The organism is Ignavibacteriota bacterium (assembly GCA_016218045.1).
Classification (GTDB): Bacteria; Bacteroidota; Ignavibacteria; order SZUA-365; family SZUA-365; genus JACRFB01.
Genome location: JACRFB010000048.1, coordinates 1 through 14,845, shown reverse-complemented (window position 1 = coordinate 14,845; position 14,845 = coordinate 1). Strand labels below are relative to the sequence as shown.

At 60.1% G+C, this 14,845-nt stretch carries 12 protein-coding genes; 6 read left to right on the top strand and 6 right to left on the bottom strand.

Features of this window, described 5'->3' with window-relative positions; translation table 11 throughout:
* Positions 1-19 precede the first annotated feature (19 nt).
* From trxA to HY962_12935, 3 genes are all read left to right on the top strand, one after another.
* Positions 20-346, top strand: coding sequence for a thioredoxin (gene trxA / locus HY962_12945; GenBank protein MBI5647829.1), 327 nt, complete (start codon positions 20-22; stop codon positions 344-346).
* A 241-nt stretch (positions 347-587) separates the two neighbouring features.
* The gene (locus HY962_12940; GenBank protein ID MBI5647828.1) at positions 588-1,811 is read left to right on the top strand and encodes a T9SS type A sorting domain-containing protein; all 1,224 of its coding nucleotides are present in this window, start codon (positions 588-590) and stop codon (positions 1,809-1,811) included.
* A gap of 127 nt (positions 1,812-1,938) precedes the next feature.
* Complete coding sequence (locus HY962_12935; protein MBI5647827.1) at positions 1,939-3,237, top strand: serine hydroxymethyltransferase; 1,299 nt, start codon at positions 1,939-1,941, stop codon at positions 3,235-3,237.
* A 61-nt stretch (positions 3,238-3,298) separates the two neighbouring features.
* Here HY962_12935 and HY962_12930 read toward each other — a convergent pair whose 3' ends face one another.
* The 4 genes from HY962_12930 to HY962_12915 all read right to left on the bottom strand — a co-directional run bounded on the left by HY962_12930 (position 3,299) and on the right by HY962_12915 (position 6,522).
* Positions 3,299-3,865 (bottom strand): manganese efflux pump, encoded by a 567-nt coding sequence (locus HY962_12930; protein MBI5647826.1) that lies wholly within the window; start codon positions 3,863-3,865, stop codon positions 3,299-3,301.
* Between the two features lie 15 nt (positions 3,866-3,880).
* Complete coding sequence (locus tag HY962_12925; GenBank protein ID MBI5647825.1) at positions 3,881-4,699, bottom strand: SGNH/GDSL hydrolase family protein; 819 nt, start codon at positions 4,697-4,699, stop codon at positions 3,881-3,883.
* A gap of 112 nt (positions 4,700-4,811) precedes the next feature.
* Complete coding sequence (locus HY962_12920) at positions 4,812-5,018, bottom strand: DUF2892 domain-containing protein (protein MBI5647824.1); 207 nt, start codon at positions 5,016-5,018, stop codon at positions 4,812-4,814.
* A 139-nt stretch (positions 5,019-5,157) separates the two neighbouring features.
* Positions 5,158-6,522, bottom strand: coding sequence for a TlpA family protein disulfide reductase (locus HY962_12915; protein MBI5647823.1), 1,365 nt, complete (start codon positions 6,520-6,522; stop codon positions 5,158-5,160).
* A 313-nt stretch (positions 6,523-6,835) separates the two neighbouring features.
* Between HY962_12915 and HY962_12910 the strand changes: the two genes are divergently transcribed.
* The 3 genes from HY962_12910 to HY962_12900 all read left to right on the top strand — a co-directional run bounded on the left by HY962_12910 (position 6,836) and on the right by HY962_12900 (position 10,637).
* Positions 6,836-9,325 carry a SpoIIE family protein phosphatase gene (locus HY962_12910; protein MBI5647822.1) on the top strand — a complete coding sequence of 830 codons (2,490 nt, stop codon included), beginning with the start codon at positions 6,836-6,838 and terminating at the stop codon, positions 9,323-9,325.
* Positions 9,326-9,338: 13 nt separating this feature from the next.
* On the top strand, positions 9,339-9,791 hold the full coding sequence (locus tag HY962_12905) for a hypothetical protein (protein ID MBI5647821.1): 453 nt from the start codon (positions 9,339-9,341) through the stop codon (positions 9,789-9,791).
* Positions 9,792-9,944: 153 nt separating this feature from the next.
* Complete coding sequence (locus HY962_12900; GenBank protein MBI5647820.1) at positions 9,945-10,637, top strand: hypothetical protein; 693 nt, start codon at positions 9,945-9,947, stop codon at positions 10,635-10,637.
* 217 nt (positions 10,638-10,854) lie between these two features.
* Here the strand turns inward: HY962_12900 and HY962_12895 are convergent, their stop codons facing one another.
* The gene (locus HY962_12895; protein ID MBI5647819.1) at positions 10,855-14,424 is read right to left on the bottom strand and encodes a T9SS type A sorting domain-containing protein; all 3,570 of its coding nucleotides are present in this window, start codon (positions 14,422-14,424) and stop codon (positions 10,855-10,857) included.
* A gap of 155 nt (positions 14,425-14,579) precedes the next feature.
* The coding region (locus HY962_12890; GenBank protein MBI5647818.1) for a T9SS type A sorting domain-containing protein at positions 14,580-14,845 on the bottom strand (266 nt) is incomplete at its 5' end.

The window sequence follows — 14,845 nt, the reverse complement described above, 5'->3', positions numbered from 1 at the left end:
TCACGCAGGAGTCTTTGATATGCACCCCATGGAACTCACCGACGGCAACTTCCAGGCCGAAGTCCTCGAATCCGATCTTCCCGTTCTCATCGATTTCTGGGCCGTCTGGTGCGGACCCTGCCGCATGATTGCGCCGATCGTCGAAGAACTCGCGGGCGAGTACGCCGGCAAGGTGAAAATCGGCAAGCTCGACGTCGACAACAATCCGAATGTCGCGATGCAGTACGGCATCCGCAGCATTCCCACCATACTGCTCATGCACAAGGGCGAGGTGGTGGACCGTATCGTCGGAGCGGTTCCGAAAGCCAAGATCGTCGAGAAGCTGCAGACCGTCGTCACCGCCTAACGCACAGGACCTTGTAAGCTCTATCGATGCATCCGCCGCGCTCACCGGGCGGCGGATTCCGAATACCCGCAATCTCCGTTCCGGCGCGCGAATCATGCATCACGATGCGACCGGCCCGGTGCCGGACCTATGACTGTGGCCGTAGTGAATCAGTCCTGCATCCCTCTGGCGTCAGGAGGGAAAATGATGTACTTTCTGGAATATCAGAATCGGCCGTTCTTTTCATTTCGCGGAGGTGTACATGAAGCTACTTGCGTCAGCGTTCTTTGTCTCATTCATGCTGCTCGCGTTGCTTGTTCCGGCGCGCGCGCAAGGCCTTGCCGACGCCGACAACATCATCATGCGCCTGCGCCCCGTCTGCAACGGCGGACAGGGCAGCTCGCTTGTGATCGCCCTCGACATCAAGAAGCGGGGAGGCACCGGTAACCGCATCGGCGGCTATACGGTCGTGTTGACGTACGTCTATCAGAAGATGGTCTTCCAGGGAGCCCAGCAGCGGTACCAACAGTACTGGCAGGGCGCTCCGTGGTATATCGACACCGATTTCGGTTCGGGTGCGCGCTTCAACCAGCACTCGACCAGTCAGGGAAATCCGGGTGGCGCGTTGCCTCTCACGAATCAGTACTGGAGTGTGACCACGGATTGCAGCGGCAATCCCCTCAACGACGGTTTCTTCGAAGTGCTGCGCTGGACCTTCCAGGTGGGCGCCTCCGCAAACGGATATGTGGACTTCGGCATGTACGACAATCTCCGCTGGCGTTCGGGCATCACGTTCCAGCATGGAGGCCAGTGGTCGGCCATTTATTACTCCGATCTGCAGAACAACGGCAACGACTCCTCGCTCGTGATCAAGAACTTGATGATCCCGGTGGAACTCGCTGCGTTGAATGCGTCGCCGCGCCCGGATCGCACAGTGGAACTCACCTGGCGCACCGAGAGCGAGACCTCGAACATCGGTTTCGACATCGAGCGTGGTGACGGGAAGAATTTCGTCAAGATCGGCCATGTGCAGGGCCGCGGCACCACCTCCGAGAAAACCGAGTACAGCTACATCGACGAATCGCCGGTGAGCACCGACGGCCGCGACATGGTATTCTATCGACTAAAACAGATCGATGCCGACGGCACCGAGACATACAGCTACATCGTTTCGGCGCAGCTCGATCCGGGCAATGTCGGTCTCGAGAACACATACCCGAATCCCGTGTCATCAGGTGACGGTGTGACCATTCCGTACACGCTCGCCGTGCCGGCCACCGTACACCTCGATGTTCACAATGCGCTCGGGCAGCGTGTGGCGAGCATCGAGGACGGTGTTGCGCGTAACGCGGGCCGCTTCGAAGCCCGCTGGGACGGTCGTGTGAACGGACAACCCGCCGCACCCGGCATGTACTTCGTGCGTTTCAACGCCAATGTCGGCGGTGATCAGGTTGTCGCCACAAGGCAGATCGGCATCATTCGGTAAACCCGCCCTTCTGGTATTTGCTCCCATCCCGCGCACTCCGGTGCGCGGTTTTTTTTACCGGCATCGACTTTTTGTAATTTATAACACTGAATCACGCACCCCCCCTCCCACCATCTCCCGATCCGCAATGTCCTACCTCGAAAGCACCGATCCGCAGATCCACAGCATCATCCAGCACGAAACCGAGCGGCAGATCACCAAGCTGCAGCTTATTGCGTCCGAGAATTACGCGAGTCCGTCGGTCATGGAGGCCTCGGGCAGCGTGCTCACGAACAAGTACGCCGAGGGGTATCCGGGCAAGCGGTACTACGGCGGCTGCGAGTTTGTGGATCAGGCCGAGGATCTGGCGCGCGAGCGCCTCAAACAACTCTTCGGCGCGGAGTACGCCAACGTGCAGCCGCATTCGGGCGCTACGGCGAATCAGGCGATCTACTTCTCCTTTGTCAAACCGGGCGACACGGTGCTGGGTATGGACCTCGCGCACGGCGGCCACCTCACACACGGCTCGCCGGTGAATTTCAGCGGACAGCTCTATCGTATGGTGTCATACGGTGTGAACCGAGAAACCGGCATGATCGATTACGACGAGGTGCTTTCGATCGCGGAACGCGAGAAACCGAAACTTCTCATCGTCGGCGCAAGTTCGTACTCGCGCAATATCAGCTACGCAAAGTTCCGTGAGATCGCGGACAAAGTGGGCGCGTTTCTCTGGGCCGACATCGCCCATCCCGCGGGCCTCATCGCCACCAAACTCCTCGACGATCCCGTGCCGCATTGCCACGTGGTCACGTCGACCACGCACAAGACGTTGCGCGGACCGCGCGGTGGACTCATCATCATGCACAAGGACTGGGAGAATCCTTTCGGCATCGTGATGGCCAAATCGGGCCGCGTCAAAATGATGTCGGAGATTCTCGACAGCACCGTCATGCCGGGCATTCAGGGCGGACCGCTCATGCACATCATCGCCGCAAAGGCCGTGGCCTTCGGCGAGGCGCTGCAGCCCAGCTATGCCGCGTACACACGCCAGGTCAAGGCCAACGCGGTGCGGCTTGCCGAATTGCTCGTGGCGCGCGGCTTCGAACTCATCTCCGGCGGTACCGACAACCACCTCATGCTCATCGACCTGCACAACAAGGGCGTGACCGGCAAGGACACGGAAAACGCGATGGAACGCGCGGGCATCACGCTCAACAAGAACATGGTACCTTTCGACGACCGCTCGCCCTTTGTCACCTCGGGCATACGCGTCGGCGCCGCCGCCGTCACCACGCGCGGCTTCAAGGAGCAGGACATGGAATTCATCGCCGACAAACTCGACACCGTGGTGTCGAACGTCGCGAACGAAGCCGTGCTCGACGGCGTGCGCGCCGAAATTCGCGAGTACTGTTCGCGCTTCCCGCTGTACACGGAAATCCAGAGCTGATTCGCCCCCGCGAGTACATGCACCGCCGCGGGTTCCGAGAATAGGAGCCCGCGGTCTTTTATTATCCCGCGGCGAGTATGTGGTCGAGCACGATTTTCGCCCCGATGAGGATGAGGACGATGCCGCCCGCAAGTTCCATCTTTTTGCCGAGCCGCGCCGAGAAGCGTTCGCCGAGTCGCAGGCCGACAAGTGTCATTCCTCCCGCGACGAGTCCGATCACGATGCTCGGCGTGATGATGGCCTCGCGCATGAGGCCCAGACTGAGCCCCACCGCGAGCGCGTCGATGCTTGTCGCCACGGACAAGGCCACGAGTGAGCCGCCGCGCGTGACATCGGTTTTTACCGCTCCGTCGTCATCGGCGAGCGACGACTGAATCATGCGGAAGGCGATGTACGCGAGCAGGACGAAGGCGATCCAGTGGTCGAAATCCGCAAGCAGCCGCTCCGCCTGCGCTCCCACAGCCCAGCCGATCACGGGCATCAGGAATTGAAACAGTCCGAAGTGAAATGACAGGCGGAACGTCTGCCGCGCGTCGGCCTTCACGAGATACGCGCCGGTCGAGAGCGCCACGGCAAAGGCGTCCATCGCGAGGGCGAACGCGACACCGAGCAGGGAGAAGACGTCCATCGTGCGTGCGCGTGTTTATCGCTGCTGTGTGCGCGAGCCGCCCTGGGGCGTGTTGCTTTCGGGACGCGGGAGTGTGGATGGCCGCGTGACTGTGCCGCGCGGCGGCCGGTGCGGCCGCAGCATCTGGAGTGTGTCGGGGATTGCCGCGGCACGCAGGCGCTCGAAGAGGATGGCGTGTCCGGCGTTGTTGACGTGTACGCCGTCGCCGAAGTCGAGTTCGGGCCGGATGAATCCCTCAGGCGTCGCGACACTGTCCCAGAAATCGAGCGCCCTGCCCGCATACTGGCGCAGGATCCATCCGCGTGTATCGGATAAAAGGATCCGTTTTACCGAATCGAGATTGCGCGGCTGTGTCGAACAGATCCAGACGGGCACGCTGTCGCGCGCGGAGAGGGCGACAAGCGTGTCCATGTTCCTCCGGTACTCGCTCGTGTCGAAGCCATCCGCGATGTCGTTTGTCGGAAGACTGATAAGCAGTGCGGAAGGACGAAGCGCCAGCGCGCGGGTGATGTTGCGCATGCTGTCGGGCCTGGGGCGTCCGTCCGCTACAGGTGCGGATGTGGGCAGGCAGTGATACGTCGTGTATCCGCCCATCGCGAGGTTATACACACGTGTCGCGGGAAACGTTTCGCGCAGATGCCGCTCGTAGCGGCGCACCCAGGAGCTGTCGCCGGGTTTGGCGCCGGCGCCTTGCGCCGACGATGATCCGATCACCACGATACGAAGCGAATCATCCTGAACGGGCGGTGGCGGCTCTACCCCCAGAGCCCGCGCACCATGCGCGCAGCACAGGACGAAAAAAAGTGCGGACAGAAAACGCGTGATTCGCGTCATCCTGTCCGCACGAAAATGTCGTGCACGCTCCCGGCGCTGTCCTGTCTCAGTACACATCCGCGAAAAGTACGGATGCCGCCTGGACCGGACAAATTCCGGTGCGAAGCTGCCGTTAACTTTTTACGGCGTTTGTCTCGCAGGTCGAGAGTCCGAATACCGAGTACAGCGGGCAGGACTTGATGAACGACGTGGCGAGTGGAATGAGACCGATCAGTCCGAAATACCGGGCGCCGCCTTCGAGCAGGAACAGGAGGCTGAGCAGCGCGATACCGATGACGATGCGGATGATGCGGTCGACGGAACCAATGTTCGTTTTCATGGCGTGTTCCTCTATGGTCTGCGGTGACAGGCGTCGTGATGTGTGTGCTTACCATACGATGCACGGACGATGCACAACGATTCAGACCACGCGGCCGTCCGCGGCCCACAGAGAATCCGCCAGGAAGAGAACGCGAGACCTATTCCGCCTTTTCGGCGAGAAGCTTCTGTATCATCTTCTCGGTTTTATCGTAGTCGGCCGCGCCCACTTTCACATAGCGCAATATGCCCTTGCGGTCGATGAGGGCGACGTGGGGGATGCCGTTAACGCCGTACTTTTCAAAGGCCGTGCGGCCGTTCTTCTCGACACCCACGGCCCAGCTCACCTTGTGTTTCGGAATAAATTCGTCGCGCAGCTTTTTAAACTCGTCGTCGGGCCCGAGCGTTTTGCCCTCGTAGCGGCCCTGGTAGTTGGTAAGTCCGACAACCACCAGTCCTTCGGCACTGTATTTCTCCTGCCAGCCGCGCAGGTGTGGGAAGGCCATGATACACGGGCGGCACCAGGTCGCGAAAAAATCCACCAGCACGACCTTGCCCTTGAGTCCATCGAGCGTGAGCGCGTCGCCGCCGGCCCAGAGGTGTTCCGGCCACGAGGCGGCGGGTTTGTTCCACGATTTGGTGGACTCCTCGTGCTCCTTGATCGCGGCCTTCGCCGCTTCCGTCGCCTGTGCCCACAGCGCGTCATCCTTCAAACTCTCACGCGCCTGCTTGCTGAAGCGCGCAAAGGCAACAGTGTCGTTGGCTTCCGTATAGGCAATCGACAGGGCGGAGAGCAGGCCGGCGGTCTGTGTGACGAAGAAGTAGTCCATGCCCGAGGCCGCATCGCGACGTCCCGCGGAATCGAGCGGGGCGGAGTCGTCCTTTTTAAAATCGCGGAAGGAGGTAATGCTGCGGAGGGCGTAGGGGATTGCCTTTGCGGGCTGTCCGGCCTCGGCGTAGGCGACGGCGAGGGCCTGCGTGAGCTGCGACACCTCAAGCGGGTAGGCGCCGACCAGCACGTCGTCGGTCGCATGCTGTGCGGCCTTCTCGAGCTTGCCCTGGCTCGCGTACATCTGGCAAAGTTCGCGGCGAATCTGGCGCACCGAGTCGCGCGCGGCGACAAGTGTGATGAGCCGTTCCGACGCGTCGATGGCAAGTTGGATATTGCCGGTCGCCACCGCGGCGAGTTTTAGGACAAAAAGATCCGCTGCGTTGTATTCCGAAACGGGAAGCACATCCTTCATGGCCGCCTGCGCCTTGGCGGGCACGGCCTGGAAAATGGCGGCGATGTTCTGCATCTGATCCTGCAGCCGCGCCTGCATCAGCATGGGATTTGTGCGCAGCGCAGGTTCCTTCTCCTGCATATCCTTGAACATGGTCTGCAGCGAATCTACCTGACGCGCAACGATGCGGAATTCCTGCCATTCAGCAGTGCCGAGTTTCGAGGGCTGTGCCTGAGCGAAGGCACCCGCCACAAGCAGGAGGAGGAGAAGGAGAGGGTATCGGGACGTCATCTGTCGTGTCATGGCGAATTCCGTGGTAAGGAGACTGGATGCGGGCAACAGGCCGTCTGCGCGGCCGCGAGCTTCCCCGGGCAAACAACCACATTACAGCTTGCGGCCGGTTTTTGCAACTGCCAGAATTACTCCCCGTGTTGGTATTTGGCGCGGTGGGAGCGGGTCGCGCTGGGGTCGGCGGCGCGCAGGAAATTGATACGCGCAACACGCGCGAATTTTCCCTAATTTCCCCCCTGGTTCCGCATATCCATACTCACTCGTCCCACGCCGCATGCAGAAACGCAGCATCCTGGAATCCCGCTTTGCGCACCTGTGCTTTGTCATGACAGGATCGCTTCTGTTTCTCGTGGCTTTGCTGCAACTGCCGCTGACGGTCATCTTCCAGAATACGCGCCCCGGCCTGCCCTTCTACATCACCGGCGTGCAGAAGGAGGGGCTGCGCATCGATCTTGCGCCGCAGGCCGACCGCACGGTGCGGCGCCTGTTGCGCGACGGCGACGTGCTCACGCGCATCGGCTCGTACGAGTACGACACCGCGTCGTGGGACGGCGACCGCCTCATCGACGTGCTTGCGGAGACGCGCATCGGCGACACGCTGCGTGTGGATGTGCTGCGTGACGGCGGCACAGAGTCGCTCGACATCGTGCTCGATCAGCCGCGTGCGCGCATGCACGGCGCGTACGTGAGCATCACGCGGTATCTGACCAATGCCGTCGGTCCGCTCATCATTCTGCTCATCGCGCTCATCGTGCTGATGCGTCGTCCGCGCAGGCGCGACGCCGCGCTGTACTTCCTTCTCTCGGCCTCGATGTCGCTGTGGCTGCTCACATCCGCGTCCACCAGCATGATGATGCCGTGGTGGCAGGCCCTGCGCCCCGTCACCTTGTACATCCCCGGGGTTGCATTCGCACTGTTCATCGCGCTGCTCCTGCATTTCACGCTCGTGTTTCCCGAGGACCGCTGGCTGCGCCACGCGCCGCGTGTCCGCGTCGTGCTGCTCTACACGCCGTACACGCTGCTGCTCGCCGCGGTGTATGTGCTGCCGCCGCTCACCGGACTCGACCGGGAAAATATTGTGCTCACCGTGGCAAACTATGTGCTGTATACCGCAAGTCCGGTACTCGCCGTGATCGCCCTGCTGCAATCCCAGCGTCGCAGTGCGTCGCGCATGACGCGCAAGCTTGTGCGCACTATACTGGCGGGCATCGCGGTGTTCGGCGCGGGTATCATGATGACCCTTCTGCTCGAACTTGCGGGAACGGATCTCGGCGTGGATGCGCGTTGGCTGTTGTACATCCGGCTCGGATCCATGGGGCTCGCAGTGCTCGCGCTCCCCTCGGCTTTCGGCTACGCGATTCTCCGCTACGGCTTTCTCGATGTGCGTGTCATTTTCCGCCGCACCACGGTGTACGCGCTGCTCGCGGCCGCGGTGTCGCTGGCTTTTCTCTCCTGCGTGGTGCTCTTGCGCGAGTCGGTGTCGGCTCTCACCGGCACAGAGGTGCTGCTCGTAAGCGCCGTGCTTGCGGGTGTGGCGGCCGTGGTGCTTTCGGCGTCGATGGATCGTATACAGAAATTTGTGGATACGCACATCTTCCGCGAGGAGCACCGCACGAGCACCGAACTGCAGGCGCTCTCGCGCCGCCTGGTCAACACGCTGCGGCGCGATGAACTGCTGAGCATCGTGACACGCGATCTGCCCGCGCTGCTCGGTCTGCGCTCGGCCTCCGTGTTCGCCGTCGACGAGCAGGGGGTGTCGCAGCATCTTGCGGGCGCCGCGTCCGCCGCCGAACATTTGCCGGCGCTGATGCAGCATGCGGCGTTCAAGGCGCGCCTTGCCGCGGACGAGGTGGTGCATGTCGCCTCGCAGTTCGAGGATCCCGCGCGTCACGACGTGTCGGTGGCCTTTGCCATCGCCGCGCGCAACGGCGAGTACGTGCTCGCAGTGCTCGGGGAGAAGGAGAACGGACGGCCCTTCGGGAGTGCAGAGTTGCACGAGCTGCGCGCCGTGGCCGACAGCGCCGCGCTGGGATGGAAAAACGCCGCGTTGTCGGAAGAACTGCAGCAGCAGGAGCGGATGAAGAAGGAGATCGAGATCGCGCACACGATACAGGCCGCGATGCTGCCGCGCGAAACACCGCGGCTCGAGGGCTACGATATCGCCGCGGTGTCCACACCGGCGCGCGAAGTGGGCGGCGACTTCTTCGATTTTATCGAGACGGCCGACGGACGCCTCGCGGTGGTGATCGGCGACGTGGCCGACAAGGGTGTGTCGGCCGCAATGGTCATGGCCTCGTCCATCAGCACGATCCGCTTCGCGGCCGAGCAGGATGTGTCGCCGCGCGCCATTCTTTCACGCGCAAACGAGCGCCTGTTTATCGACACACGCCGTCACATGTTTGTCGCGGTGTTTCTCGGCGTGCTCGATACGGATACAGGGTCGATGATCTTTACAAACGCCGGTCTCCCCAAACCGCTGCTGCAGCGCGACGGCGAGAGCTTCCTTATCGATTGGACCGACAACGGACAGCATCTGCCCCTCGGCGCCCGTTCGGCCATCGAGTTTCACGAGCAGGAGCTGCCGCTGGAAGCGGGCGACATTCTGCTGCTGTACACCGACGGCGTCATCGAGGGATGTAATGCCAGTGACGAGGAGTTCGGCGTGAAGCGTCTGCGTGATGCGCTGCGCGCCGTATCCGATCTGTCGGCCGACGAGATCCGCAAACACATCTGCGACGAAATCCACGCCTTTACCGGCCGCGCGGATCTCTCCGACGACCTCACGCTTGTTGTCCTGAAAGTGACACGCCCATAATTCCGGCAACGGCATGCGCCTGCGTACCATCATACCCACTCTCGCGCTGCTCGCCCTGGCGGGTTTTGCGTTGAGTCCCTACGATCTGGGCACCTTCCGCGATTACCGGATCATGGTGTACCTGAAGTACTGGCGTGTGATAGAGCCCCCCGTGGTGAATCCGATACTGCTCGTCGAACGGCTCGAGTCCGACGACACGAGTTTGCAGATCGATGCGGCGCACTCCGCGGGATTTCTTGATGCCGATCCGCGCATTGTGCGCGGTCTGCTCGGTTTTATTGACCGCGCCGATGTGGAAGCCGCCGCGAAGGATGTCGCCATCTGGTCCCTGGGTGAACTGCGTGTTGTCGAGGCACGGCGCCCTCTCGAATTGCGCCGTGGCGATCCCGACGTGAATCAGGAGAACCTCGAGCGCGCGTTGGGCAAAATCGACGGGCGCATCGTGCGCACGTTCCTGCCCGAATAAATCGAGCGCCGCGCTTCGGGTCCATTCACAACGTATAACCTCCGCTGCCGAACCCGAATCACATATTTATGTGAATGGGAGCGAGCGGCACATTTTGTACATTCGTCCATTCATTCTAAACCCCGTTTCCAAATACAACAATCAGGAGCTAGTATGTCCCGAATTTTCCCTCTTCTTGTCCTCGCCCTCTTTGTTGCGTCATGCGGTCCGTCGGCCGATCCGGCGCTGCAGAGCAAGATCAACTCGTACTTCGGAAAGTCGTCTTCGAAGTCCTACTCGGGCGGCGCCTTCAAACCCATGCCGCTTGCGGTAGGGCAGTATGTTGTGTACGGCACCACGTCGAGTGGCAAACGATCCATTCTGCGCCAGTCCATCGTCGGCAAGGAAAGCGGCGGGTGGATCATCGAATCACATTCGATCAACGAGTCGAACGAAAGCGTTTCGCAGATGCTCGTGACCGGACTTGACCAGGCCCGCGAGAGTTACAATCCCGACGCGATCGACATCGTGTGGGTGAAGACCCGCGAGGGCAACGGCGAGGTGCAGACCGTCGAAGGTCCGGTGCTCTCGATCACGAAGGGACTCTACCGCAAAGCTCTCGTCAACTTCGCGATGAAGTTTTCGGGCATGAACGACGGCGGTACGGTGACTGTTCCCGCGGGCACGTTCTCGGGTACGCAGAAGGTGAATTCCGAAGTGACAGTGTTCCTCAGCACATACAAATCCGAGGGATGGATGCACAAGGACGTGCCCATAGGCGGCACGGTGAAATCCGTCATGCCCGAGGATAACATCACGATGGAACTGCTCGACTTCGGTACCTCGGGAGCGGTGCGCAGTTTCTGAGCGCGCTGTAGATGACTCGTGGTTCACAGGAGGAACGGAGGGAACGGAGACTTTTTTTCTTGAGGATGTCTCCCCCTTCAGTGATCTGCTGAGCATCGTTGTAGATCCAAGCATCTGGTGTTATAACAGGAGGAACGGAGGAAGCGGAGACTTTTTTCTTAAAAAAAACCTCAGTTCCCTCCGTTCCTCCTGTGAATAATGGCTACGCCCCCTCCACTCACCGCACGAGGAGCATGACACGCTGCGCGCTGCCCGAAGGCGTTTCGAGCCGCGCGGTGTATACACCCGCCGGCAGTCCCTGCGCGTCGAAGCGCGCCTGATGCGTGCCCGCCTCGCGCACATCGTCGACAAGTGTGGCGACGAGGCGGCCGAGGGCGTCGTGGATGCGCAACGTTGCAGTTGATTGGACGGGAAGCGCAAACGTGATGTCCGTGTATGACGCGAAGGGCTGGGGACTGTTCCCGGCGATGACAGGATGTGTCGGTCTGCTGGTGCTTATCGGCTGATCGACATCGACGACGTCATTGGTGGTGAAGGACCACGTATCGGAGTATGCACTATTGGTTCGATAATACCACGAGAGGCGCACCCTCCAGTAGTATTTTGTGTTCTTCTCCAATCCAAGAATCCTTTCTGCAACTCTTCCAAACTTCGTGGTGAACCTAAATGACCACGGATGAATGAGAGCCGAATCCGTGAAGATCTCAAGAAAGGAGGCGGGCTGCCAGGCAAGAGGCGTCTGCCATTGGAACCAAAGGTCGTAGGCACCGGTGGTGGCTCCGTTCGGCGGATCGGTGAGTATGGGCCGGCCTGAAAATGGCGCCGTGATGAAGGACCATATCGGCGACCAGGCTCCCGACCCGCTGGAATTGTTCGCGCGCACACGCCAATACAACGTCGTTGACAAGGGTGCCTGATCCAGTATTACATACGCCGTCGTCACCGAATCGATGCGTGTGACATTCGACTGCAGAAGAGGATCGCCTGAATATTCGAAGGTGTACGTGTCGGTGCCTCTCACCGATTTCCACTTGCAAGGGATGGGGACAAAGAGCGAATCCGCACCATTGGGTGGGAATAACTGGATAGGCGGCATGGGAAGACCCCACTCAGTGTCGAAATACCATGTGTCCGAGAATTCCCCCACGGCGTTGGAAGACCAGATACAGCGGGCTTTCCAGTAATACCGCACATTCGTTTCAAGTCCGCCGACAACAGTGGAATCGGCACCGGCAACGTACGGATAAACCTTCACCACATTCTGCGTGAAAGTCGAATCTTTGCACACGTACACCTCGACGGTTTCTTTCCAGGCCTGCTGCGCCGTCCAGCGCAGAAATACTCCATTCGCCGACACAGTTGTGCCAGGCAGTGGCGATACCAGCGTCGGTCTCCCGGAATATGGTGCGGAGGTGAAACGCCAGACAGCTGACCACGGACCAACTGCGTCCTCATTGCTTGCCCGTACACGCCAGAAGTACGTCCGTGCAACGAAATCAGGATTGTACATGAGATGCGTCACAGAGATCGTATCGGCTGTGATGACCAATGTCTGCATCAAGGAATCAGACGCTACTTCGACGGAGTAGGCCTTCGCGTGTGGTACCGGATCCCAATCGAATAATACCGCGGTCGCGATCGAATCAGCGCCATTGGGTGGGAATACGAGCACCGGTGAGAGCGGTGTGGGCTTCTTGGTCGTAAAACTCCACATCTGTGACCATCTTCCCACGGTGCCATTCCTCTCCGCACGCACCCGCCAGTAGTATCGTTGGGATGAGTTCCTCGGGATGCCGGGATCCGTCGTATCGACCGCGAGGATGTCAGTGCGTAGCGAATCGACGAAAGATGAGTCAGTGCTGATCTGCAATCGATAGTATTGTGCGAACGGTACGTGCTGCCACACGAAGGGCTCGTTTTCTGATCGACGTCTGGATGTATTCGGTGGTGAGAGTAACGTTGGCGATGAAAGAAGGCACGTCCACAGCCCCTCACGCGATGTATACACGTTGCCGTCCTGTGTGCCGAAGTAAGTCCGCCCGGAATCAGCGATGAATATGCAAGTGATGGTGGTCCGGGAAGGTGCGGTGGCAAATTGTTCCCAGGTAGTCCCCTCGTCCCGAGAAAGATACAATCCAGACTGTGTGCGGATGTATACGTCTCCGCGCGCGTCGCTCCCAAAGGAGAGTTGGCTCTCGGGTGGCGCGAACCTGAGGGATAAGGTAACCCACGTCGTACCCGTGACGGTCCGGTGGATTCTTCGCGTATTGGGTTCCAAAGCAAGAATGCTACCTGCAGGAGTGACCACCATCGAACTGAAGCCAGGGAATTGCACATTGGGAGTCCACGGAAACCGTTCCCATACGGACCCATTGTCGGTCGACACGAACACACCTGTGGTAGATCCGCAATAGACACGGCCCCCGCGATCGTCACGAGCGAAACATTGAACCGATCCTTGAATCGCCGTGGCCGAAGCAATCCAGGTGAGGCCCGCGTCCGTCGATACATGAACACCCACGTTCGAACCGGCGAGGACCACACCAGACGGCAACTGTTCAAGGGCCAGAATATCACCAGGTAGTGTGCCTCCACTGCTCCGCATCCAGTGCTGACCACGATCCACCGACCTCAGCAGACCAAAGGTGCGCGTTCCCGCCAGGATTTCTCCCGATGACACTTGGAGAAAACATCGTGTGCCGACATCCAAACTGTCCTTGGGCAGTACCCCTTTCCGCCACGTTACGCCGCGATCAAGAGTGTACTGGATTCCATGCGATTCAGTACCGCAATAGATCCCGCCCGCATTGTCGACATACACCAACGTGGGGGCGATCTGGCGCATATCCTGATACGCTATATCCCACGTCGGACGCGATGTTATGCACCGTATAAGGCCCTTCCCATTCCCGGCATACCAGGATGTGTCCGTCGCCTGGGTGATGAAATCGGAGAAGGACCATTTCGAATAGGATGGAATCGTGGTCCACGTGCGGGCGCTGTCGTTGGAACGGTATAATCCCGCAGCGGTGACAACGATTCGTCCGTTGCTGTCGCGGATGAAATCGACGATCAAGGATGGGATGGTGGTACCATACACCGACCACGTACGGCCTGTGTCCGTGCTGCGTTGCAGACCCCCACCCACCGCCGCAATGAGTTCCGATGCCTCTGTTGCCAGAAGCATCTCAATGTTGCCGCCTGCGGGTTTGGAGCGGGAGGACCAGGTTTTTCCCGCATCGTACGACACACGGACGATATCGTCCGCCCTGACCAGTACTCCTCCAGTAAGAGTATCGAGATGGAGCCCCCGTTGACTCGAGCGGGTTGACCAAGATCCTCCATTGTCGGTGCTGGAATACACGCGCATCTCAGTGAATGCGAGTATCTCCCCGTCCGCGCGTGTGATAATGTGACTGTAGCGAGGTTCGGTACTCGTATACACGTCCATCTTTGTGACCTGCCACGTCGCACCACCGTCGGTTGATCGCTTCAGCTTCCGCTTCTGCATCGCGATGATGTCGCCCCGCTGACTCCTCCCAAAACACAGAGTCAAATCACTCGAGTCCGGGTCCAGGTGTTTCCAATGCCGACCGTTGTCTGTGCTCATATACATACCCGACGGCAGGGTTCCGACTAGCACGGTGTCGTTGTAAAATAGAACCGTGGACGGAGGGATGGGTCCGAGCGGTCCGTTGAGGTCATCCCATACGATCTGTGCAACAAGCCGACCCTGCGATGCCAACAGAAACAAAAGGAAGGTGAAGGTGCGACACGTTGTCGTCATGGGAGCTCCAATTCAGTGAGGTGCTGAGCATCATTGTAGATCCAAGCATCTGGTGTTATAACAGGAGGAACGGAGGAAAGGGAGACACTCTGAAGAAAGGCAAAAGTCTCCGTTCCCTCCGTTCCTCCTGTGAATAATTCCTGCGCCTCCTCCACTCACCGCACGAGGAGCATGACTCGCTGCGCGCTGCCCGAAGGCGTTTCGAGCCGCGCGGTGTATACTCCGGCCGGCAGTCCGTGCGCGTCGAAGCGCGTCTGATGTGTGCCCGCCTCGTGCACGTCGTCGACAAGTGTGGCGACGAGACGGCCGAGGGCGTCGTGGATGCGCAGCGTTGCCGTTGATTGTACGGGAAGTGCGAAGGTGATATCCGTGTATGACGTGAAGGGCTGGGGACTGTTCCCGGCGATGACGGGATGTGTCG

Bases quoted from the DNA above. Each gene is read 5' to 3' on its own strand.
- HY962_12920 (MBI5647824.1), bottom strand. From the start codon at position 5,018: ATGAAAACGAACATTGGTTCCGTCGACCGCATCATCCGCATCGTCATC.
- HY962_12910 (MBI5647822.1), top strand. From the start codon at position 6,836: ATGACAGGATCGCTTCTGTTTCTCGTGGCTTTGCTGCAACTGCCGCTG.
- HY962_12900 (MBI5647820.1), top strand. From the start codon at position 9,945: ATGTCCCGAATTTTCCCTCTTCTTGTCCTCGCCCTCTTTGTTGCGTCA.
- HY962_12895 (MBI5647819.1), bottom strand. From the start codon at position 14,424: ATGACGACAACGTGTCGCACCTTCACCTTCCTTTTGTTTCTGTTGGCA.
- HY962_12905 (MBI5647821.1), top strand. From the start codon at position 9,339: ATGCGCCTGCGTACCATCATACCCACTCTCGCGCTGCTCGCCCTGGCG.
- HY962_12915 (MBI5647823.1), bottom strand. From the start codon at position 6,522: ATGACACGACAGATGACGTCCCGATACCCTCTCCTTCTCCTCCTCCTG.
- HY962_12935 (MBI5647827.1), top strand. From the start codon at position 1,939: ATGTCCTACCTCGAAAGCACCGATCCGCAGATCCACAGCATCATCCAG.
- trxA (MBI5647829.1), top strand. From the start codon at position 20: ATGCACCCCATGGAACTCACCGACGGCAACTTCCAGGCCGAAGTCCTC.
- HY962_12940 (MBI5647828.1), top strand. From the start codon at position 588: ATGAAGCTACTTGCGTCAGCGTTCTTTGTCTCATTCATGCTGCTCGCG.
- HY962_12930 (MBI5647826.1), bottom strand. From the start codon at position 3,865: ATGGACGTCTTCTCCCTGCTCGGTGTCGCGTTCGCCCTCGCGATGGAC.
- HY962_12925 (MBI5647825.1), bottom strand. From the start codon at position 4,699: ATGACGCGAATCACGCGTTTTCTGTCCGCACTTTTTTTCGTCCTGTGC.